This window comes from Mangrovimonas sp. ST2L15, from assembly GCF_001280515.1.
In the GTDB taxonomy this organism is placed as follows: domain Bacteria; phylum Bacteroidota; class Bacteroidia; order Flavobacteriales; family Flavobacteriaceae; genus Mangrovimonas; species Mangrovimonas futianensis.
Genome location: NZ_LBIQ01000030.1, coordinates 1,039,305 through 1,063,467, shown reverse-complemented (window position 1 = coordinate 1,063,467; position 24,163 = coordinate 1,039,305). Strand labels below are relative to the sequence as shown.

Genomic DNA, 24,163 nt, shown 5'->3' with positions numbered 1-24,163 from the left:
AATAAAAAAACCGGGTAAATACCCGGTTTTTTTATATTTCTATCTAACCATTAGATTACCAGAAGTAATAATAGAAAGCACCTGTGAACAATAGGATAATTACGGTATGAATCACATCCCAATGGTTCCAGCTTGCTCGTACTTCGGCTCTTTCTTCTGGAGTAGATGTACCAAAAACCAATCCTTTAATCTTCTCAGGACTTGGTGCTTTAGTCATCATACTAACTCCAACTACTATTAAAATACAGAACAAGAACATCCATCCACAGAAGAACAGCCAATTCAAGTCAAAGAACAGGTATTTAAATACCGAATCAGCGGCGTCCAAATTATTAGTATAATATACCTTGGCTCCCAAACGGGTTAATCCAATAACCAAACCACTAATCAAGCCCCACATACCTCCTTGTGCTGTGGTTCTCTTCCATGTGATTCCCAATAAGAAGGCTGCAGCTATACCCGGCGCCAAAACAGATTGTACATCCTGTAAATAGGTATAAAGGACATCACCCACACTTCTCATAATTGGAATCCATAGGATTCCTAAAATCACAATCACCAAAGTGGCTATTTGACCAATGGTCACTAACTTTTTCTCAGGAGTATTAGGTCTTATTTTTTTATAAAAGTCTATTGTAAATAACATCGCTGATGAATTAAACAACGAAGCCAAAGAACTCATTAAAGCCGCAAGAATACCGCAAACAACCAATCCCTTAACACCAGCAGGCAACAATTTAGCAACCATAGTTGGGAACGCAGCATCGGCATTTGGATTTCCATTTTCTAGAAAAGGTAAGAATCCCTCTCCTCCTGCACCAACACTTTGTTGATGGATTGCAAAGGCAATCATCCCTGGAATCAAAAACAAAAATACAGGCAACAACTTCAAATAAGCTCCAAAAATAGTTCCCCGTCTGGATTCCTTTAAATTTTTACCAGAAAGTACTCTCTGAACAATATACTGATCGGTACACCAATACCAAAATCCGATAATAGAAGAACCTATTAAAGCTCCCAACCAAGGGAAATTTGGATCTTTGTTACTTCTAATCAAATCTGTCATGGAATTGCCATAATCATTTACGGTTACGGCACTTGTAATTTCCATCATTTTGTCCCAGCCACCTAATTCACGTAGTCCTAAAACCACGATTATTAAAGATCCTAAAAGAAGAATTGGGGTTTGTAAAACCGAGGTATAAAGTACCGATTTCATCCCACCAAAAATAGTATACAAAGCTGTAATAACAACCAATCCAATAGCTGCTATCCAAAAGAAATCGATTCCCCACAAGGTTTCAATTCCAAAAACCTGTTGAAAGACCAAACCTCCAGCATAAACCGTAACTGCTACTTTGGTCAACACATAACTAATCAGGGAAATTACTGAAAGTATGGTCCTAGATTCTTTATTGTATCTTCTTTCTAAAAACTCGGGCATGGTATACACCATACTTCGGGTGTAAAATGGGACAAAAACCCATCCTAAAATCAAAATCATCCAACCTTGGATTTCCCAATGTGCCATGGCCATTCCACTTGAGGCTCCGGCACCTGCCAAACCAATTAAATGTTCTGAACCAATATTTGATGCAAAAATGGAGGACCCTATTGCTATCCAAGTGGCGTCCTTACCACCTAGAAAATAGTCGGCCGAATTGGATTGTTTTTGCTTTACCACATAGACTATAATTCCTATGAGTACAACGGCAAATATTCCAATCACTAGCCAATCATATAATTCTAATGCTTGCATAAGTTTAGTTAGTTATAATGAGTTATTTAGTTGAAAATTTAAAAGTGGTTTTAGACTGATACGTTTCTCCTGGTTTTAAAACAGTTGTTGGAAATTCTGATTGGTTTGGAGAATCTGGATAATGTTGGGTTTCTAAACAAAATCCTGTTCTGTGTCCATAGGTCCCGCCATTTGGCATAGGCAATGTTCCATCCAAAAAGTTACCTGTGTAAAATTGAATTCCAGGTTCATCGGTATATACTTCCATAAACCTTCCACTATTGGCCTCATAGGCAGAGGCAACCAATCGCATGCCTTCTCCATTCAAGACCCAACAATGGTCATAACCTTTCCCAAGATCCAATTGCTCATTTTCAGCATTAATTTCTTTACCAATTAATTTTGATTGTCTGAAATCAAACGGTGTCCCTTCCACTTTTCTAATTTCTCCAGTTGGAATCAAAGTAGCATCAACCGGTAAATAAGCATCTGAATTCAATACCACCTCATGATCTAAAATTGTTTTAGAAAAATCTCCCGATAAATTAAAGTAACTGTGTTGCGTTAAATTTACCACTGTTGTTTTATCAGTTGTAGCCTCATAAGATACCTCTAGGGCATCATCATTGGTTAAGGTATAAACAACGGTCACTTCTAAAGTTCCAGGAAAACCTTCTTCTCCATCTTTGCTAGTATAAGTTAGTTTTAAAACGGCAGCATCCCCTCCTTCAATGGGCTCAGCATTCCAAACTACCCTATCAAAACCATTAACACCTCCGTGAAGGGAATTAGGACCATCATTGGTTGCCAAAGTATATTCTGAACCATCCAAAGTGAATTTGGCATTGGCAATTCGATTCCCATAGCGTCCTATCAAGGCCCCAAAAAATGGATTATCCCCTAGATAATCTTCTAAATTGTCAAATCCTAAAATGACATTCTCAAACGCTCCTTGTTTATTTGGAACTTTAAATGAGGTGATTCTTCCGCCATAAGTAATGACATTCATCTCAACTCCATTGCTATTCTTTAAAGTATATTGATCAACAGTTGTTGAATCAGGCATTTGCCCGAATGTCGTTTTTGTTATTGTAGATTTATTCTCCACTTCCATTTCATTTTCTGTTTTTTGTTCCGTTTTATTGTCTTTACAAGACACATTGATAAAAATCAATGCAACCAATATACAATGTATGGAACGTTTTAAGATATTCATATAGATGGATTTTTAAAGTTAATCCTATTGGAACCTAAAATAGGCCTCATTAGAATGAATGGTGTTTTTAAAATTTCTGATGGTCGTATCTTCATCAATAACCAAAGATTCTATTCCAGCCATTTCAGCGAAATCTTCAAGTTGTTCCACACTCACATTCTCACTATAACACGTATGATGAGCACCTCCTCCTAAAATCCAAGCCATACAAGCTGTTTCAAAATCAGGAAGTGGTTTCCACATGATTCTTGCTACGGGCAATTTAGGCAAAGCTTCTTTAACTTTTTCTCCCACTGTTTTATTAACCAACAATCTAAATCTGTTGCCAAAATCCATTAAAGCCGCCACCAAAGAGTCACCTTCCCTTCCATTGAATACAAGACGTACAGGGTCTTCTTTACCTCCAATTCCCAAAGGATGTACTTCACAACTAGGTTTATCTGCTGCCAAAACTGGATCTACTTCCAACATATGTGAACCTAAAATCCTTGGAGCTTTTGGATCTAGGTGATAGGTATAATCTTCCATAAAGGCATTTCCACCTTCCAAACCAGAACCCATCACTTTCATAGCTCTTACCAATGCTGCTGTTTTCCAATCGCCTTCTCCAGCAAAACCATACCCTTTTTCCATCAACCTTTGTACGGCAATTCCCGGTAATTGTCTCATTCCATGTAAATCTTCAAAAGTATCTGTAAACCCTTTAAAGCCTCCATCAACCAAGAATTTTTCCAATCCAAGCTCTATTCTTGCAGCCTCGACTAAAGAGCTCCTATTGGCTCCACCCTCCAAAAGGCTATCAGCCATATGATAAGACGATTCATATTCTTTTACCAAAGTATCTATTTGCTCATCAGTAACTGCATTGATAAATTCAACCAAATCACCCACAGCATAGGTGTTTACAGAAAAACCAAATTTTGTTTCAGCTTCTACTTTATCTCCATCTGTCACCGCAACAAATCTCATATTATCACCAAAACGTGCAAATTTTGCTCCTTGCCAATCATCCCAACCAGCTGCTACACGTGTCCAATCTCCAATTTGCTTTTGTACAGAATCTTCTTTCCAGTGTCCAACAACAACCTTTCTGTTCTTTCTAAGGCGACTTACCATAAATCCAAACTCACGATCTCCATGGGCCGCTTGATTTAAATTCATAAAATCCATATCAATAGTTCCCCAAGGAATATCTCTGTTGAATTGGGTATGTAAGTGAAGCATCGGTTTTTGAAGCGCAGTTAAGCCTCTTATCCACATTTTTGCTGGTGAAAACGTATGCATCCATGTGATAATCCCAATACAGTTTTCAGCTTGATTAGCTGCTGTTAGTGTTTCATATATTTCCTCAGTTGATTTGACCGTTGGTTTAAAAACCACATTGACTGGAATCAATGAAGAATCGTTAAGAGCCTTTGCTATGGTTGTTGAATTTTGCGCTACTTGCTCTAAAGTTTCTGGTCCGTATAGGTGTTGGCTTCCTGTTATAAACCAAACTTCCTTTGTTGATATATCTATCATGAGATTAAGTTTTAATATTTATTGACCGTAATAGGCATTTTTACCATGTTTACGCTCATAGTGTTTTTTAATTAATGAATCTTTTAATCGAGGTGCTTCAGGATTAATTTGTAATGTCAAATAGGCCATTTCAGCTACTACCTCTAATACTTTGCTATTATATACAGCTTTATCAGCGTTTTTACCCCAGGTAAAAGGTCCATGGTTTCCAATAAGCACCATTTCGACCTCTTGGTGAGACAGATTTTTTTCTTTGAAACAATCAATGATTTGAATGCCTGTATTGTGTTCATAATTACCCGCAATCAAATCATCACTCATAGGTGGCGCACAAGGTATATCAGCTGTTAAGTGGTCGGCATGAGTAGTCCCAAAAATTGGAACATCCCTTTGTGCTTGTGCCCAAGAAACGGAATACTTGGCATGAGTATGGGCGATACCTCCAATATCATCCCAGTTTTTGTATAAAAACGAATGCGTTTTGGTATCAGAAGAAGGTCTCATACTGCCTTCTACTATATTGTTATCATAATCCAGAATGACTATGTCTTCTGGTTTTAAAACCTCATAAGGAACGCCACTAGGTTTAATGGCAAATACACCATTTTGACGATCTACAGCACTTACATTTCCGAAGGTATACACAACCAAGTCAAGAGCATTGAGTTGCATATTGGCTTCATAACATTCTTCTTTTAATGATTTATACTTGGTGCTCATATTTCTTTTGATTTAAAGTACTTTCAATAAATGCCGCCAAGGTCTTGTAGGACTCCATATAATTGGCGTAAATTTTCACTTGTTCTGACTGTGGAAAATATTCAGCTTCAAAATCACTTCCCATCACCTTGCTTGCTTCAATAACATCTTCATATATGCCTGCCGCAACTGCTGCGTAGATAGCAGCTCCTAAAGCAGGTGCTTGATCAGACTCGGCAACTTTAATAGGCATGTTCAAGACATTTGCCAAGGTCTGCATAATGAACGGGGATTTTCTAGCTACACCACCAATGCCGATGACGGAATCAATATTCACACCTTCACTTTCAAAACGATCAACAATCATTTTAGATCCAAAACAAATAGAGTTTACTAAAGCTTTGAAAATGTGAGGTGCTTTGGTCCCTAAGGATATTCCAGAAATGGCACTCTTCAACTCTTGATTAGCGTCTGGAGTTCGTCTTCCGTTAACCCAATCCAAGGCAATTGGAATAGCCTCAGAAATAGGAATACGCTCTGCCTGTTCTGCTAAGGTTCTAATAAACTTAGCTTCTATTTCGTCATTTAGGGATTTCTTTTGATCATCGGTCAAAACATTTGAGGTCATAACCAAATTATCTATGGGCCAGGAAAGGACATCCTTAAACCAAGCCAATACATCTCCAAATGCTGATTGTCCTGCTTCCAAACCAATCATCCCGGGAATCACAGAACCATCTACTTGTCCGCAAATTCCTTTTACACAATTATCTCCTATTACCTCGTTGGGCGATACCATTATATCACAGGTTGAAGTTCCCATAACGCGAACCAACGCATTGTGATCTACTTTAGCTCCAACAGCTCCTGAATGCGCATCAAAAGTTCCAACGGCAATGATCGTTTTGGTTGTAAGTCCCAATTTTTCCGCCCATTCTTCGTTTAAATGACCTGCTATATCATCTGATGTGAACGTGTGTTCGTATAAGTTGTCCTTTAAATTTGCCAAATAAGGATCTAACTGGGATAAAAATTCCTTGGCAGGCAGACCGCCCCAGCTCTCATGCCACATGGCTTTATGTCCTGCCGCACATCGACTTCTTTTAAAAGATTTTAAATCCTTATTATCAGCTAACAGGTAGGTTATGAAATCACAATGTTCCATCCAAGTATGAGCCTGTTCTTTCACTTGTTTATCTTCTCTTGCTATATGCAAAATCTTGGCCCAGAACCATTCTGAAGAATAAATACCTCCTTCAAACCTAGTGTAATCTTCACCTCCCCAAGAGCGAGCCAATTCATTAATTTCATTGGCCTCTTTTACTGATGTATGATCTTTCCAAAGCACCATCATGGCGTTTGGGTTTTCTTCAAATCCTTCTACTAAAGCCAATGGAGTCCCATCAACAGTCAAAGGCATAGGAGATGATCCTGTGGTATCAATACATATCCCTTTAACAGCTTCGGGATTAACACCACTTTGGTTCATTACAGAAGTAATAGTATGCTCCAATCCCTCAATATGATCCAGGGGATGTTGACGGAACTGATTAATTCCTGGATTGCAATATTTATTTTGCTTCCATCTAGGATACCAAAAAACCTCTGAAGCCAATTCTGCACCATTTTGGGTATCAATTAAAACGGCACGAACAGAATCTGAACCGTAATCTAACCCTATAACATATGTTTTCATCTTTACTACTTTAGTTTGCTTAACAAAGATACGTTTTAGATTAATTTAAGTGTATTTTATACACTTTTAATTTTTACTTTTAACATATTTACTGAGTTAGACTGTAATTCTAACTCAATTTGCTCATCATTTACATTGATTTCAATTGATTTTGGGCTAATTTTTTCTGGAGTTTCAAATGTGTTTGAATCTGATAATTCCTCGCTTTTTAAAACAACATGTTCGGCTGTATCATGAATAGCTCCATTTTGTATTCCAATTTGAATCTTCTGACTCCATTTGGAAGTATTAATGATCTTTATAATCAACTCTCCAGCGTTGCTATCTTTTACGGCTGACGCATACAAATCACCCTCACCTGCGAGCACTTCCCCATTTTTTGTAATATGGACCACATCGGTACCAGGGTTATTAGCGAAAAGCTTTTGAACATAATAATTGGGTGTACCATAAGACTCCAAGTTATTAAACCAAATCATATCTGGCGCCCATTGAAATGCGTCAATATGAGCCATTAAAGGGGCGTAAGATGTCATTGTTACCACATCTGCATTACGTTCCAAACCAGTCATAAAAGCAGCTTCAGCAAGTGCGCCTTCCCAATTGTTTTCCTTGGGGCCATCTTCCACATCTTTTGGATGCGCTGCATATTCACCTGCAAAAACTTTTGGTCCCTTGCGGTCATAGCCATCATATCTGTCTGCATTTTCTAAAAACCACTCGGGTGATCGGTAATAGTGTTCATCAACAATTTCAGCATTCATGGCCTTAAGCTGTTCCCAACCGTACTCGAAATAATCTCCATCAGGAAATGGACCACTACCAGACACAATCACAATCTCTGGATAGACTTCTTTAATCGCTTTATGAAAGACTTTATATCGTTCTATGTAAACTTCTCCCCATTGTTCATTACCTATTCCTATGTATTTTAAGTTGAATGGTTCAGGATGTCCCATTTCTGCCCGCAGTTTTCCCCATTCTGTAGAAACACTTCCGTTGGCAAATTCTATCATATCCAAAGCATCTTGAACATAGGGATCCAATTCTTCCATAGGAACAAGTTCACCTGTATTAAATTGGCACGCAATCCCGCAACTTAAAATAGGCAAAGGTTCTGCACCTAAATCTTCAGAAAGCTGGAAATATTCAAAAAAGCCCAATCCAAAACTTTGATAATAATCTGGAGTGAATTTGTGCATAAATTCGGTATTCCAACGGTTTACCAATACCTCACGATCTTCTATACCTCCAACCGTTTTCTTCCATTGGTAGCGTCTTTCCAAAGTTCTACCTTCAACGATACAGCCTCCAGGAAATCTCAAAAACCCCAGATTTAAATCAGCTAATAATTGCACTAAGTCTTTTCTCAACCCTCTTTCTCTTCCTTTCCATGTATCTTCTGGAAACATGGAAATCATATCCAAATCAATAACTCCTGCACCCTCAAATGTCAATTTAAGCTGCGCTTTTCCTTCAGTTTTTGAGGCGGTTAATTGAGCCTTGTAGTTTTTCCAAGTTTCACCATCGGGAATAATAAATGCTTCACCTAAAACATTTTGAAGTGTATCTATTAATTGAACTTGTATTTTTTTGATATCACCGCTTACTTTTTTGGCATCAAGTGTCAAGTTATATTTCCCATCTTTTTTGACACCCATACCACGGAATCCTTCATTAATTAATTCGTAGTTCGGTCCTTTCACCTCAACACGAGCATAGCGATGGTTGGAATTTTCACCGGTATATTGAATAGGATTTAAGATCCCCGATTCATTATTATGACTGTGTTTATTGCTATTTGGTTCACTCCATCCAATTTTTGGTAACAAAAATTCAAACGAGCGATTTTTAATCATTTCAGCATATAACCCTCCATCTGCGGCAAAGTTGATGTCTTCAAAGAAAATACCATACATGGTTGGTTGGACTTTTATCCCAGTATCACTTAAGTCCACCTGCAAATGAGCCACCTCTGTAGACCCAGAACCTTTTCCTGGAGTTGCTTCCTGCTCCTTGCAACTCAAACAAATTCCAAGAGTTATGGCAATTAAAAACGTGTATTTAAAAAATGAATGTTTCATTTTAATAATATTCGAAATTGGGTCTGCCGTTTTCATCAAATTTTACTTCCATCACTCGGGCGTGACGGTTTGGATCATATAATGGATCTGCTATTATTTCTTTTAAAGGCCGCTTATCTGTTTTTGGGACAAATTCTGGATCACCAACTGCCTTTTCATAATCTCGAGCGTGATAAACGCTTAATGGTTTTCCATTCTCATCAACTGTAAAAGAGTTGTGCCCAGGCCCATAAATCCCTTTATCTTCATCAGTCTGCAAAACAGGATATCTGGATTTCTTCCAAGAATTTCTATCTAATAAGTCGGCATCTTCATCAGCCTCCATAAGTCCCATACAATAACATGCTCCAGTCGCACTTGCAGAAAAAGTGATGTAAATTTTACCGTTGTTTTTAATGACTGCAGGTCCTTCATTGACCCAAAAATCGATGCGCTCCCAATCGTAATCTGGAGTGGTGAGCATAAACTGGGTGGTTTTTAATTTTATGGGTGATTCCATTTCAGCCAAATACAAATTAGAAGCTGCAAATTGCCCCCCTGTTTTCTCAGCCCAACAGAAATAGCGCTTTCCATTGTGGTCGAAAACGGTACCATCAAGAGAAAAATCGATAAATGTTTTGTTATCTCCATCGGCGGGTTGCATTTGTCCCAGCTCAATCCATTCATCATTTAAAGGATCTTGGCCTGAACACTCCAATACATATGGTCTTAGTTTCCAAATATCTTCCTCTTCACTAGCCGCAAAATACACAAACCATTTTCCGTCTAAATAATGGATTTCTGGTGCCCAAATATGGCGGCTCATAGGTCCGCTATCATGCTTTTTCCATACATTAAATGTTTCAGCATCTTGTAATTCATTTATGGTTTTAGCACGTCTAAGTTCAATAACGTCATAGGTAGGCACTGAACCTGTGAAATAGTAATAACCATCCGTATGTTTATAAATAAACGGGTCGGCGCGTTGCAATACAATAGGTTTATTTGATCGGCTTGTATCCATTTTAAATATTCAATTTTGCTTTGATCGTTTCGTAATATGAATCGGTGATTTTGTATCGGAACATCAATAATCCCATTATCACATGGAAGACTCCCGGAATAATCGTTAACATCAGGGCAATACCAACCAATGCTGTTTCGCTTTGTACTGTATCAGGAATGTATCCAAAGAAATCCAACAAATATCCAACGGCTGCTCCAGCGATTCCCATTCCGAATTTCTGAGCGAATGAAATGCCTCCAAAAGACAATCCAGATACCCGTTTACCCGTTTCTGCATGTCCATAATCCACGGCTTCTGCAATGGCAGACCAGAAAACAGGTGCATGTAAATCGACTACAAATGATAAGATGAAATATAAAATGTAGGCCAACATCATATCACCTGGTTTAATCATAAAAAACATAATCACACTAATAACACCCACTGCCAATTGGGTATACTTAAACATCTTGACTTTACAATAATTCTTGGTAATCAAAGTGGATACCGGCATCGCCAAAATGGCTGCTGCAACCCCTGTTCCCATAAAAGTTGATTGCACACTGGCATCACCACCCAGAAAATATTTAGCATAAAAAATAGCTACCGAACCACGAATTACATAACCCACAGTCCCTGTGAAACAAACCCCAAACAGCAGTGTCCATTGTCCGTTTTTAATCAATAATTTAAATTGCTCCAATAGCGGTTTGTCATCTACTTTATGTTCTACACGTTCTCTTGTTGTAAAGAAGCTAAAAAGGAATAACAGTGTTCCCATGAGGGCCATAATTCCCATTGCTAGTTGATACCCTCTAGCTAAGTCATTTTTCCCTAGTTTTTCTGCTAAAATTGGCACTACAATTGACACTAAAAAGGCGGCAATCTTTGCAAAAAATAATCGGTATCCATTAGCCGATAATTTTTCTTGTGGGTCACTAGTCAAAACACTAATTAATGAGATATAGGGAATCGTCACAGATGTGAACATGATGGTCACAAAAATATAGGTGATGTAAGCATAAATGAGCTTTCCTGTATAATCAAAACCTGGTGTTGTAAAGGTTAAAAACACTGAAATACCAAACGGGACTGATAGATAAAGAAAATAGTGCCTATACCTTCCCCATTTAGTTGTAAACTTATCAGTAATCAATCCCATTAACGGGTCTGTAATGGCGTCTATCAATCTAACCAAAAGGAATAATACCGCCATGTCCTTTGGTTTCAAGCCATACACATCGGTATAAAAGAAGGTGATGATTAAGAACATTGAAGAAATTACAACGTTTACTGCTGCATCGCCTGAACCATATCCTATTTTTTCAAGGATGCTTAATTTTTGATTATCTGATTTCATATATAGTCTTCAACTCTAGGTTGAAATGAATTAGTTATTGTTTTTTGTTTCCGGCAACCAAACCTTCATTTTGTTTACCCCACGATTTGACCAGGCATAATAAGGGATTGCTTTCAATTGATCATTTGAAATGGTATTGACACCTTCTAAGATATCTTCTTTTTGAACTGAAAATTGGTCATTTGCTGATACTGAAATAGTATCGAAATTTGGGTTATCCACTTCTTCTACCGCATACACTAACGGGCCATATTCCAAAGATAATTTACCTCTATCTTCTTCCACGTTTTCATTTGCTTTTACGGCACGAACTTCCATTGGGAAATGGATTTCAATGGCATCATCTGCACTCCAGTTTCTTGTAACTTCTAAATAACCATCCTGAATAGATGTTTCTACCTTTTCTCCATTGATGGATAAAGTAGGTTGTGATTCATAAGAATTTGCATAAGAATATAAATCACTTGGCAACACTTCATTTCTACTCCAACCAGGCACACGGAATTTTACTGTTACTTCAGAGTCTGCTTCAACAGTCATGTTTACCGTTCCATTCCATGGATAGGATGTGTTTTGGGTAACTTTAACAGCCTTTCCGTCTAAATCTATTTCGGCTTCATTGGATGCATATAAATTCACGTAAACAGAATTATTCCCTTTCGAATAAATCAAACCAGGAATGGAGGGCACAAAACGAATCACGTTAGTAGGACAACACGAACAATCAAACCAAGCTTGACGCGTACATGAACCACGATTGGATTTGTAAACTCCATCAGACTCCAAGGCATTTGGATAGAAAAAGTTGGTGCCGTCTAATGACAAACCGGAAATTAAACCGTTGTATAACGTTCTTTCGATAACATCAAAATATTTAACGTCACCATACAAATTGTGCATTCTGTGATTCCAATACACATCGCCTATGGCTGCGCAAGTTTCATTATAAGCTGTTAGGTTAGGTAGTTCATAATTAGCCCCAAACTGTTCGCCTTCATGTTTTGCTCCAATACCTCCAGTGATATATATTTTTTTGGACACCATATTGTCCCATAATTTGTTTACTGCTGCTTCATATAAACTATCATTCTGGATAGCAGCAATATCTGTCATGGCTGCATACATATAAACGGCTCTTACCGAATGACCAACAACTTCTTCCTGTTGGATTACTGGAATGCTATCTTGAGAATAAGGCCCAAATAATTCATGATTTTCAGGGTTTCCACGATTATCCAAAAAGTATTTAGCTAAATTGATGTAATCTTCATTTCCAGTAATCTTATATAACTTTATCAAGCCAGATTCTATAATTTGATGTCCCGGAACAGCCTTTATTTTTCCTTCCTCATCACCGAAGCTTTTCACCATTAAATCAGCATTTTTTATTGCTATATCCAAAAAGTTTCTTTTCCCTGTTGCTCGGTAATGAACTGCAGCTGCTTCATACAAATGACCGGCATTGTATAACTCATGACTCATAAATAACCCATCCCAACGTTCCCCTTTAGGAGTTTGAACCCAAGTTGCAGGAGGTTTTGCAGGGTCAATGGTTCGCCATGTGGTTAAGTACCCATCCTTTTCTTGACCTACTTTAATAATAGACACTAAGGAATCTACCAAGGTTTCCAATTCCTTATTTGGTGCACTAATTAAAGAGTTGGATGCTCCTTCAATAATTTTATAGACGTCTGTATCATCAAACGGCATTTCTCCTCTCACTTCACCTTTCATTTGACCTCCTGCTATCAAAAAATTATCAAACCGCCCTTCTTCTTCACATTTTGCAATGGCATAGTCTATGGTCTTTTCTTGAACCCGTTTAATAATGGGTAACCAAAACTCATCGGTTACCTTGACATGCTGAATATCGACAGGTTCTATTTGATAACCCGTTTTAACTTTTTGAATTTCTGAAACTTCCCTTTTATCTGTTTTACAATTAAAAAGAAGCACAAAAGTCACTAATATTATTATATGTTTTGAAAATTCCATCTTTGTAGTTTTACTCCATTGGGTCTAAAGTTGGCCAGCCATCAACCCAAGTCATTTCTTTGACAATTAATTTTGGCAACCCTTTATCATGGGCATCATATCCATGCATGAAATTGTAGTCTTTACCATCAAATGTAAAAACACTGTTATGGCCCACGCCATACCAATTTTTATTGCCCTCAATTACTAAAGAGCCACCACCTTCATTAAGTGGTTTCCCTTCTTGATCTAGATAAGGACCTGTTACTGATTTTGAACGACCTACCACTAATTTATAGGTGCTATTTTCACCTCTGCAACAGTAATCCCAAGACAAAAACAAATAATAATACGCTCCCTTTTTAAAGATAAAGGGACCTTCTAAAGCAGCATCTCCTGCATCGACATCTGGAATTTCAGGACTACGCTCCCTACTTGCTATAGGATACCATTCCTCTGGTTGTGCCATGGTTTTCAAATCTGGATTTAGTTTGACCATCTTCAACCCACTCCAAAAAGAACCAAAAGACATCCATGTTGTTCCATTCTCATCAAAAATTAAATTAGGGTCAATGGCATTCCACATATCTCTATTTGGCACTGATTGAATTACTATACCTTGATCTTCCCATTGATAATTAGGATCTTTAGGATTCAAAGTTTTATTAGTTACTAAACCAATAGCCGAAGTGTTTTTACCAAAGGCCGAAATAGAGTAATACAAATAATATGTTCCGTTGTGGTGGGTTATATCTGGAGCCCAAATATGCCCGTTGAATCCAGGTGCAACTTCTTTAGCCCACTTGGGACTCTCAGCAAAGACAGGATCTCCCTGTTTCCAACTTTTTAAATCTTTGGAAGTAAAACTTGTAATACCTGGTCCAGTACAAAACAAATAATAGGTGTCACCTTGTTTAGCCACAACAGGATCGTGGGTAATAGGCTTGTCAGTTTGGGCGCAAGAACATAATGACACCAAAGCCAACAACATTGTTAAATAATACGTACCTTTTTTCATGATTTTATTTTTGAATTCCCTCAGATGTCATTACCACCCTCTTAAGGGTACCATCTTCGTTATATTTTAATTCATCAATGCATACTGACCTTCTAAAACTGCCTCCATTTGGCTGAATGCCTCCAGTATGATAAATAAAATAATCTTTGCCTTTATATTCTAAAATTGCTTGGTGATTGGTATTACTATTCCCCGCCAATTCATTTAAAATACCTTTATACTCCCAAGGGCCTTCGATAGATTTACTCATGGCATAAGCCGTTTTCTCTGGAAATTGATAGGCATAACTTAAATAATACCAATCTCCTTTTTTATGAATCCATGGCGCTTCAGTAAAATGAGGGAGGTCAACCGTATGAATATCCCCATCAAACTCTATCATATTATCCTTCAATTTTGCCCAATAGCATTTTGTATTTCCCCAATACAGGTAAGCTTGGTCGCCATCCATAAAAACTGTTGGATCAATATCATCCCATGAGATATCCGTATCTGTTGTCATATCATTGGTTACCAAGGCAAGTCCCAAAGCATCCTTGAAAGGACCTATTGGTGAATCAGATACTGCAACTCCAATTGCTTTCCCAGGATGTGTGTCGTCATGTTCAACCGTTACATACCAATAAAATTTACCGTTGCGTTCAATGACCTGAGCCGCCCAAGCATCACCCTTTGCCCAGGAAAAATCGGTGGGTTTTAATGGTACTGGGTGCTCTTCCCAATCGACCATATTGGTTGATGAAAAAACCAACCATTCATTCATTCGGTAAAAATGAAAATCATTGGGAGCCTCATCATGACCCGCATACAAATAAACCGTATCCTCATGTACCAAAGCTGCAGGATCTGCAGTAAACTTATCCTTTATAATAGGATTATTAATTTGTAAAGGTTTTGAAGTTTCAGACGCTTTAGTTTCTGTTGCTACTTCTTGATTCACCTTATTCTGATTATCACAGGACACCAAACTGGCCAAACCTAGTATGACGAATAAAAAGTTTCTCATGGTCGTTAATTTTTCTTACCCCAAATTGGTCTACCGTCATCCGTAAATCCAGTATAAGTAATCGTTACTTTTCTTGGCGATCGTTCCCAATCCCAAGCATCCATTAATTTACATTCTACTCCATTGATGTAAAGTGTTCGGGTATTGCTATCTAATTCCCAAGTCCCCGATACACCTCCTGCTACGGTTCCATCTGCATAAAAATTCACATTGACAGCAGTTTGTTGTACTTGATATTGATATTGCATCGTTATTTGTTGCCATGAACCAACAATATTTTCTTCTGTAATTTCAGTTTCTGGAACATCGGCAAATCTTTCTGGAGCTACTGCAGGCCAACCATCTGAGGTCCAACTTATTTCCCTAACGTGTCCCATCATCACGGCATTAGACACATTAATTCCTGGCACCCCTTCTGGTAATCTTGCTTGAGAAGCATAATACCATTTTTGGGATATAGGATCTTTAAATATGGAACAGTGTGAAAAACCAACCCAGCCAGTATGATAATCAAATTTATATGGATGGGTCAGCATAGGCCAGCATTCGGCCCCTTCTGAAACATTTCCCCCATCCATACCAATGTAAGGTCCTAAAATATTTGTTGACCTTGCCACCCTAGTGTTATAGGCTTTTGACAATTCATCATAAGCTAAAAAGAGGTAGTAATACCCAGTATCTTCATTATAAATAATTTCTGCCCCTTCCAAACCTTGCCATCTATTGGTATTTAAATTACCTCTTCCAGCAATTCGTGTCCCATAATCTTCAATAGTTTCCAATTGAAAAGGCTTCCCAGTAATGGGATCTAACTGAACAGCAGCAATACCGGTATGCCAAGATCCATAAATAAGCCAATGCTCTCCTTCTGGGGTTTGAATATAACTGGGGTCAATGGCATTAAACTTGTAATAGCCGCTCCAATCGTTACAGCTATCCCTATAATAATCTTCCAATCCATCTGGAACTGCTGTAACAACCATACCTTTATCTTCCCAATTATTCGAAGCTAGATCTGTTGTTTCCATCATTCCAATATAAGGACGCTCTCCCCAAGAGGCACAATTATCTGTGCCCACAATAAGTTCATTGACAACTAAACTGTAGTACATTCTATAAACACCATTGACTTCGGTAACAGCAGGTGCCCAATAGCCGTAGTTCGGATTTTCAATAATAGGCAACCCCATAGCAATACGATTGTCATTCATGGAATCTTTTACCCAGGTAGGGGCTTGATCCATGGTACTACCTAAATATTCCCAGTTTACTAGATCTGTAGAACGTCTTCCATGAAAATGACCATGGCCATCATGAGCATTCCCATATGAAGCATCTGTTTGATACATATACCAATAGTTTCCTTGCTTAACAACAGTTGGGTCATGAATATTGGCCAAATTCCATTGACTTCTATTACTCCAAGAGGCAATTGGTGTATAATCATCTGCATAGGTTGGCCCTTCAAAAGTTTCCTCTATCGGATCATTATTGCCATCTCCACCTGATGGTGGAGCCGTTACTTCATCTTCCTTAGAACAACCTAAAACTAGAATTAACATCAGGCCTAGAATAGCCTTTAAGTAGTTTAATTTTTGACGTACCATTTACTTTTATTTTATTCTCCCTCTAAGACAACCACCGAAAATGGCGGTAGGGTTACTGTTAATTTTCCTTTTTTCAACTTAAAATCACCGAACTCCTGAGGGGTTATTTGGTTTGGTGAATCAAAAGTGTTATGATCTTGAAGTTTTCCAGACTTTAGAATAGTTCCAGAAACTTTTTTGAATCCCAAAGCTTCCACATCAAGTTCGACTTCATTTGATTTTTTAGAATCTATGTTTACTAAAGACAAATGCTTTTTTCCTTGCTGATCTTTTGATGCTGAAATTGAAATAGCTGGCAAAGTTTCACCTTTAAATTCATAACTAGGTGACTCAAATTTAACTGGGATTAAAGTGGCATTCTGATGCACATTATACATTTTCAAAACATGATAGGTAGGTGTCAATAACATCTTATCTCCATCAGTCAAGATTACGGCCTGTAATACATTAACAGTTTGTGCCAAATTGGCCATTTTAACTCTATCTGCTCGATTATTAAAAATATTTAAAGTAATTCCGGCAATCATAGCATCTCTCATTGTATTCTGTTGGTATAAGAAACCTGGATTAGTTCCTTCTTCCACTTCATACCATCCACCCCATTCATCAACTACCAATGCTATTTCATTTTCTGGATCATATTTATCCATAATGGCGGCATGTTTGTCTACCAATTCTTCCATTTTAAGAGCTGTCTGCATCGTAGAAAAATATTGGCTTTCATCAAATTTGGTTGAAGACCCTTTTTCATCCCATTCTACAAAAGAATAGGAATGTAATGCGACTCCTTCAATCAAACTTTTTGGAATGTCTCTCATGAGTACTTCTGTCCAATGATAATCGGCCACATTTGCTCCAGAAGCAATTCTAAACATCCCATCACTATTCGTCCAATCGGTCATAAAGGTGGCGTATTGCCTATAAATATCAGCATAGTGTTCTGGTCTCATATTACCTCCACAACCCCACATTTCGTTACCAACCCCCCAAAATGTCACTTTCCATGGCTCTTTTCTACCATTTTCAGCACGATAATCCGACATGGGAACTCCTACTTCTCGGGTAACATATTGTGTATATTCTGTAAATTCCTGAACCGTGCTACTTCCCACATTAGCCGCTAAATAAGGCTCTGTACCCAAAACCTCACACAGATTTAAAAAATCATGGGTTCCAAAACTATTGTCTTCAACAACACCACCCCACCATTTGTTTACCATGGTTGGTCGATCTTCTTTAGGCCCCACACCATCTTTCCAGTGGTAGGTATCTGCAAAACAGCCTCCCGGCCATCTCAAATTGGGAATTTTTAAGGCTTTCAAAGCTTCAATGATATCATTTCTTACTCCATTGGTATTAGGAATGCTACTATCCTCCCCTACATAAAATCCATCATAAATGCACCTTCCTAAATGTTCTGCAAAATGTCCATAAATGTGCTTACTGATTAAGGGGTCGCTATCACTTTGTTCAAAGGACACCTTGGTTTGGCTTATCATATTTTGCACAAAACACAATACCAACACTAAAATTCCTGCTTTAACTCTTAACATACTTTATAAATTATTTTATGAAAAAGGCCGCGTGATTATTCGACACGGCCTTTTTCAAAACTAAAGACTAACAATTCAAAAAAATATAAATATCTCTGATTTAATAATTCTCATTTTGACCAATGACCATCAATGGATTATTATCCATTTCTGACTGCGGCAATGGGAAATACTCGTGTCCTGGCACATAGGTTTCAAATTCTGGATCTCTATCTTTTAACCATTGTAATTTATCAGGATCTTGCAACCAACCCCAACGACGAATATCATCAGCTCTATGACCTTCTAATGGAAATTCCAAGAATCTCTCATGTGCAATTTGATCTCGCATTTGTTGTTGGGTCATTCCTGGTTGAGTGACACTTAAATCTGGCAAATTAACACGGTCTCTTACCATTTGGATGTAATCATAAGCCAATGACGTGTTTCCTGTTTCATTTAAACATTCAGCATACATCAATAACACATCGGCATATCTCATAATTCTCTCATTAATCCCAGACCTCCAATCAAACTCATCTGCAAATTCCCCATCAGAATTTTGATATTTTCTACAGAACAAATCATTTAAATCTCCAGGGCTGTTTGCATAAAAAGTTGCAAAATCATGACCGTACAACATCATTCCTCCTGGTTTGTTGTAGAACATAGTCGCATCCAACCTCGGATCCACTTCTCCATTTATGGTAGCTTCAATATGATAATCATTGTACAAAGTCCAAGTTGGTTGAACATCGGTCCAACCGAATGCCCTTGGCGCATAAGTTATGGCTCGTGCAGAAGTTTTCCCCCAACCTGAGGCAGGAGCTCCACCCCAACCAAGATCAACACCAAATGCGTCTCTATTGAATTGCACCTCAAAAATGGACTCTTCATTATTTTCGTTTGCTGTCGTGAAGTTATCTCTATAATTGCCCACTAGAGCATATGTGTTCAAATTGATCACATCCTCGAATGCGTTTTTAGCATTTGCAAAATCTTGCGTAAATAAATAAGCTTTCCCCAAATATGCTAAGGCTGCTCCTTTGGTTGCTCTACCTTTTTGACCACTGTCTGGCCCATCTACATCATCATAAGAGATCGGCAACATTTCTGCAGCTGCTTGTAAGTCTGATTTTACTTGAGCCCAACCTTCTTCTTGTGATTTCTGCTCGTGATATATTAAAGTTGAGCCTAAACTAGTTAAAGGCAATGGTACATTTTTGAACATATTTACTAGGTGAAAGTAATACAACCCTCGTAAAAAATGAGCTTGACCAAGAATTCTTGTTTTTAATTCTTGATCCATATCTATGTTAGGTACAAATTCCAAAACCTGGTTGGCACGATAGACACCTTGATAATAGGTTTCAAAAGCCCATCCGTATATAGCTGGATCTGATACACTGGTATTGAATTTCCCCACATTGGCCATGGCCCCCCATGGACTTAAACTTCGCGCACCATCACTCTTTAAATCCAATAATAATGGTGTACTACGCATATAAGTTCCATCCGTCAATAAACTTCCATAAACGGCATTAACTCCTTTAAGGGCATCAGATTCATTTTCCCAAAACGTATCAGCACTTTTTAGATTTGGGTCTATTTGAATTAAATCATCTTCTTTAACACAATTGGTCATCAATAGAGAAGAGACAATTGCTACAGAGTATATTATTTTTTTAGTTTTCATATTTTCTCAATTTCATATTAATTTTTAAAAATCAACCTGAACCCCAAAGGCAATCGTTCGTGGGTTAGGGAAAGATCCAAATTCATATCCTCTATTAAACAGGCCATCACTAATGAAGTCAGGGTCATATCCGCTGTAATTTGTAATTACAAATAAATTTTGTCCAGATGCATAGACTCTTGCTCTTTCAAGCACTTTGTTTTCAGGCAATGGAATGTTATAGCCTAATTCTAAACTTTGCAACCTAACGTAATCACCATTCTCCACAAATCGATCTGAAGCTCTATTATTGGCATTAGGATCACCAATAACTGGTCTAGGCACATCCGTATTGGTATTATTTGGTGTCCAATAATTGTTCATATCGGTATGATTATTCACATAATCACCTGTCATAAGTGAATTATAGGTTCCGTTGTAAATTTTATGTCCAGCCGCCCCTTGAAAGAACATCGAAAAATCAATATTTTTATAGTTACAACTAAAATTCAGTCCGTAAGAAATTTTTGGAATTACACTTCCTTGGAATGTTCTATCAGCATCTGTAATTAATCCATCCCCATTCACATCGCGGAACTTCACATCCCCTGGGGCTGCATTAGCTTGGAAGGCATGATTATCAATTTCATCTTGATTCTGAAAGATCCCTTCCGTTTCATATACATAAATTTCCCCTGCTGAACGTCCGACTTCTGTTCTTCCAACTCCCGAGGTTATTGGTGTATCATCGTTTCCAATTTTGACAACTTCATTTTTTAATGTACCCAAATTAGCTGAGATGTTGTATTTAAAATCTTTATTTGAATTCCCATAATTCAAAGTGAATTCCAAACCTGTATTTTCTACAGTCCCTGCATTAGTAGTCAATAAGATAGGAAAAGATCCTGAAGAATATGGTATTGGCACATCAGCCAATAAGTCTGTTGATTTTCTTTTAAACCACTCAGCCGTAAACTGCAATTTGTTATCAAAAAGTCCAAATTCAGCTGCTACGTTGGTAGATTCAGTATCTTCCCATTTGATATCTGGGTCAACTATTTTCACAACCGTAGAACCAGGAGCTTCGGTATCACCAAAAACATAACTGGCAAATGGATTTATTGTAGTTGCAAATTCATATAATCCTATTGTATTATTACCTAATTGGCCATAACCACCTCTTAGCTTCAATGTGTTCCACCAAGAAGGTAGATGAACAAATTCTTCTTCATGCAATTTCCAGGCTCCAGATACAGAAAAGTAATTCCCCGTATTAAAGTTTTGAGAAAATTTTGATGACTTATCTTGACGGAAATTAACGGTTAACAAATATTTTTCGTCAAAGGTATAATCCAATCGACTGATATAAGATTTATAGGTTTCAACCGAGTTGTATTCTTCGGCATTTTTGCTATCTGCATATTGAAGCAATGAGAAAGACCCCGGTTGGAAACCTACCCCTCTAGAAAAATGGTTATAGTAATCGTTGCGTTCTTCAATCATACCAGCAAGCAAATTAATCTGGTGTTTTTCAGCCAAGGTCACATCATAAGTTAATAAATTATTTAAAATAGTCCTAGTGCTTTGCCCTGTATTAACATCCAAAGCAGCCTCATCTGGAGTTGTAATATAGTACCAGCCTAAATCACTTGGAGGATTATAAAATCTGTTTTTCCAATGCAATTTATCAGCACTCACGCTGATTTTATATTTTAGTCCTTTTAAAATTTCTAATTCTCCCCAAACATTCCCAACAAAACGGTTTCTCAGATTCTCGTTAGTAATTAAATTGTTGAAACCTATTACATTTAGGGTAATTGCTTTTTGAGTTAAGTTGTCGGCGCCTCCATACCCCCCCAAACGATTTGGATCATAAACAGGCATAGTTGGAATAGCTTGTAACAAGTTAATCATCGAGCTTGTTCCAGCTATGTATTCGTTGAAATTTTCTTTATCTGATTCTGTGTATGATAACTTTGCCCCATATTTAAACCTTCCTTTTTCTCCATTGATATTAATGGTTCCCGCATATCTTTGGTATGCCTGAGGCGTTTCCATATAACTGGTATTCTTAAAGTAGTCAAAATTAGCATTATAGTTCAGAGCTTTAGCCCCTCCATTAAAGGTCACGGTATGATTTTCCACCATTCCCGTTCTAAAGGCGGCATCCTGCCAATCTGTATCCACATCATCTATATATAGATCATTATCTGGGTAATTTCCAGGTGTTATTGGTACATTGGGATTGTTAGCCTCCGCCTGACGAATCATGCGCTGATATTCCTCTCTATTCATCATAGAGTACCATCTATTCTCTGGCACATTCTGAAATCCAATGGTGTTTTTATAGCTAACACCAATTTTACCTTCTTTTCCCTTTTTGGTTGTAATGATTACAACCCCATTAGCCCCACGAGCACCATAAATAGCAGCAGAGGAGGCATCTTTTAAAATCTGAATGGACTCAATATCTCCAGTTGGAAAATCATAAGGATCGTTAACAATCACTCCATCAATTACAAACAAGGGGTTATTATCCCTAAAAGATGTAATACCACGAATTTTAATATTCACAAAACCTCCAGGTTCCCCAGAAGATTGCACGGTAACACCAGGCGCTTGACCTTGAATCATTTTTGCTACATCATAAGTGATCGTTTTTTGCGCATCTTCAACATCCACGACACTTACTGAACCTGTTAAATCAGACTTCTTTTTGGTTCCATACCCAACTACAACGATTTCGTTTAAGGCAGAAACATTTTCTTCAAGTGAAATATTAAGTATAGAATTTTCCCCTACCGGCACCTCTTTTGATTGAAATCCAATAAAAGAAAAGACCAAAATGTCACCTGAAGCAGCTTCAATGGCATAATTCCCATCAAAATCGGTCGCTACACCCGTAGTGGTCCCTTTGATAATGACATTTACACCCGGAAGCGGTAAGTTATCCACAGGCGAAGTGACCGTCCCTGTAATTGTTTTTTTCTGTTGGGCGAAACCACTCGCGGACAACAAAAACAAAATCATTAAAAACAAGCCGTGTTTCAACTTGGTATTTAAATGATTCCCAATTGATAATTTGGTTGTTATCATATTAAAATAGTTTTGAATTAGTTTAAAAGAGTTTATAAGTGTCTATTTCACACTTTTCAAAGTAATCAAAGTTTTTTGATATACGCAAATTATTTTACTATTATTTGATATTTATTTATTTTTATACGCTTATATTTATCATATTAATAATTGTGTTTTTTACATTTAATTTCACGTAATTACTCGTAAACACTATGAAAACATGTGCATTCTTATTATATTGACCCCTAAATTCCAATTCCCCTATGTTAAACAACTATAATGAAAAGGATAAGGTTCTTCTAGCAGTTGACTGTATCATTTTTGGTTTTGACAACGATCGTTTAAAAATCCTATTGATTAAAAGGGACTTTGAACCAGAGAAAGGTAAATGGTCATTAATTGGTGGATTTTTAAAACAAGAAGAAAACTTAGATGATGCCGCTAGTAGAGTTTTAAAACACTTAACTGGTTTGGATGATGTCTATTTGGAACAGTTTTATACGTTTAGTGAAATTGATCGAGATCCACAGGAGCGCACCATATCTGTCAGTTATTATGCCCTTATAAATATTGAAGATCATAACAACGAACTGAATGAGCAGTTTTCTGCACAGTGGTTTAGTATTGACAAGGCTCCTAAATTGATTTTTGACCACGACCAAATGGTCAAACACGCCATTAGAAGACTTCGTTATAGAGCCTCCACAAAACCCATTGGTTTTGAGTTATTGCCGGAAAAATTCACGATGAAACAACTTCAGAATCTGTACGAATCTATTTTGGACACCAAATTGGATAAACGAAATTTTATAAGTAAAATTAATTCTTTGGATGTCTTAATCAGACTGGATGAAAAGGATATGGAATCTTCTCGAAAGGGTTCCTACCTCCACAAATTTGACAAAGAAAAGTATGACCAAAAAGTTTCAGAAGGTTTTACGTTTAAAATTTAAACTTGTCTTTTAGAAAGAATA

16 protein-coding genes are annotated in these 24,163 nt (G+C 37.5%); 1 reads left to right on the top strand and 15 read right to left on the bottom strand.

Features of this window, described 5'->3' with window-relative positions; translation table 11 throughout:
• Window positions 1–55: 55 nt before the first annotated feature.
• The 15 genes from ZA07_RS08525 to ZA07_RS08455 all read right to left on the bottom strand — a co-directional run bounded on the left by ZA07_RS08525 (window position 56) and on the right by ZA07_RS08455 (window position 23,207).
• Window positions 56–1,759, bottom strand: coding sequence for a sodium:solute symporter (locus tag ZA07_RS08525; protein ID WP_053971278.1), 1,704 nt, complete (start codon window positions 1,757–1,759; stop codon window positions 56–58).
• Window positions 1,760–1,781: 22 nt separating this feature from the next.
• Entirely contained in the window at window positions 1,782–2,954 is a 1,173-nt protein-coding gene (locus ZA07_RS08520) for an aldose epimerase family protein (RefSeq protein ID WP_053971277.1), read from the bottom strand.
• Window positions 2,955–2,978: 24 nt separating this feature from the next.
• Window positions 2,979–4,475 carry an L-arabinose isomerase gene (gene araA / locus ZA07_RS08515; RefSeq protein ID WP_053971276.1) on the bottom strand — a complete coding sequence of 499 codons (1,497 nt, stop codon included), beginning with the start codon at window positions 4,473–4,475 and terminating at the stop codon, window positions 2,979–2,981.
• Window positions 4,476–4,493: 18 nt separating this feature from the next.
• Window positions 4,494–5,195, bottom strand: coding sequence for an L-ribulose-5-phosphate 4-epimerase (locus tag ZA07_RS08510; RefSeq protein ID WP_053971275.1), 702 nt, complete (start codon window positions 5,193–5,195; stop codon window positions 4,494–4,496).
• A complete protein-coding gene (locus ZA07_RS08505) occupies window positions 5,179–6,870 on the bottom strand; it encodes a ribulokinase (RefSeq protein WP_053971274.1) in 1,692 nt (563 codons plus the stop codon). Before ZA07_RS08505 ends, ZA07_RS08510 begins: the two co-directional genes overlap by 17 nt.
• 56 nt (window positions 6,871–6,926) lie before the next feature.
• Window positions 6,927–8,954: an alpha-L-arabinofuranosidase C-terminal domain-containing protein gene (locus tag ZA07_RS08500; RefSeq protein WP_082316550.1), complete on the bottom strand. Its 2,028-nt coding sequence runs from the start codon at window positions 8,952–8,954 to the stop codon at window positions 6,927–6,929.
• Window position 8,955: 1 nt separating this feature from the next.
• Window positions 8,956–9,957 carry a family 43 glycosylhydrolase gene (locus tag ZA07_RS08495; RefSeq protein ID WP_053971273.1) on the bottom strand — a complete coding sequence of 334 codons (1,002 nt, stop codon included), beginning with the start codon at window positions 9,955–9,957 and terminating at the stop codon, window positions 8,956–8,958.
• 1 nt (window position 9,958) lies between these two features.
• Window positions 9,959–11,299, bottom strand: a complete 1,341-nt coding sequence (locus ZA07_RS08490; RefSeq protein WP_053971272.1) for an MFS transporter — start codon at window positions 11,297–11,299, stop codon at window positions 9,959–9,961.
• A 30-nt stretch (window positions 11,300–11,329) separates the two neighbouring features.
• Window positions 11,330–13,294, bottom strand: coding sequence for a glycoside hydrolase family 127 protein (locus ZA07_RS08485; RefSeq protein ID WP_053971271.1), 1,965 nt, complete (start codon window positions 13,292–13,294; stop codon window positions 11,330–11,332).
• Window positions 13,295–13,304: 10 nt separating this feature from the next.
• The gene (locus ZA07_RS08480; protein ID WP_053971270.1) at window positions 13,305–14,291 is read right to left on the bottom strand and encodes an arabinan endo-1,5-alpha-L-arabinosidase; all 987 of its coding nucleotides are present in this window, start codon (window positions 14,289–14,291) and stop codon (window positions 13,305–13,307) included.
• Window positions 14,292–14,295: 4 nt separating this feature from the next.
• Window positions 14,296–15,297 carry a glycoside hydrolase family 43 protein gene (locus ZA07_RS08475; RefSeq protein WP_053971269.1) on the bottom strand — a complete coding sequence of 334 codons (1,002 nt, stop codon included), beginning with the start codon at window positions 15,295–15,297 and terminating at the stop codon, window positions 14,296–14,298.
• Between the two features lie 5 nt (window positions 15,298–15,302).
• On the bottom strand, window positions 15,303–16,904 hold the full coding sequence (locus ZA07_RS08470; RefSeq protein ID WP_053971268.1) for an arabinan endo-1,5-alpha-L-arabinosidase: 1,602 nt from the start codon (window positions 16,902–16,904) through the stop codon (window positions 15,303–15,305).
• Between the two features lie 11 nt (window positions 16,905–16,915).
• The gene (locus tag ZA07_RS08465; protein ID WP_053971267.1) at window positions 16,916–18,457 is read right to left on the bottom strand and encodes an alpha-L-arabinofuranosidase C-terminal domain-containing protein; all 1,542 of its coding nucleotides are present in this window, start codon (window positions 18,455–18,457) and stop codon (window positions 16,916–16,918) included.
• Between the two features lie 100 nt (window positions 18,458–18,557).
• Window positions 18,558–20,132, bottom strand: coding sequence for a RagB/SusD family nutrient uptake outer membrane protein (locus ZA07_RS08460; RefSeq protein WP_053971266.1), 1,575 nt, complete (start codon window positions 20,130–20,132; stop codon window positions 18,558–18,560).
• 24 nt (window positions 20,133–20,156) lie between these two features.
• Window positions 20,157–23,207: a TonB-dependent receptor gene (locus tag ZA07_RS08455; RefSeq protein ID WP_053971265.1), complete on the bottom strand. Its 3,051-nt coding sequence runs from the start codon at window positions 23,205–23,207 to the stop codon at window positions 20,157–20,159.
• A gap of 245 nt (window positions 23,208–23,452) precedes the next feature.
• Between ZA07_RS08455 and ZA07_RS08450 the strand changes: the two genes are divergently transcribed.
• The gene (locus tag ZA07_RS08450; protein WP_053971264.1) at window positions 23,453–24,142 is read left to right on the top strand and encodes an NUDIX domain-containing protein; all 690 of its coding nucleotides are present in this window, start codon (window positions 23,453–23,455) and stop codon (window positions 24,140–24,142) included.
• The last annotated feature ends 21 nt before the right edge of the window (window positions 24,143–24,163 follow it).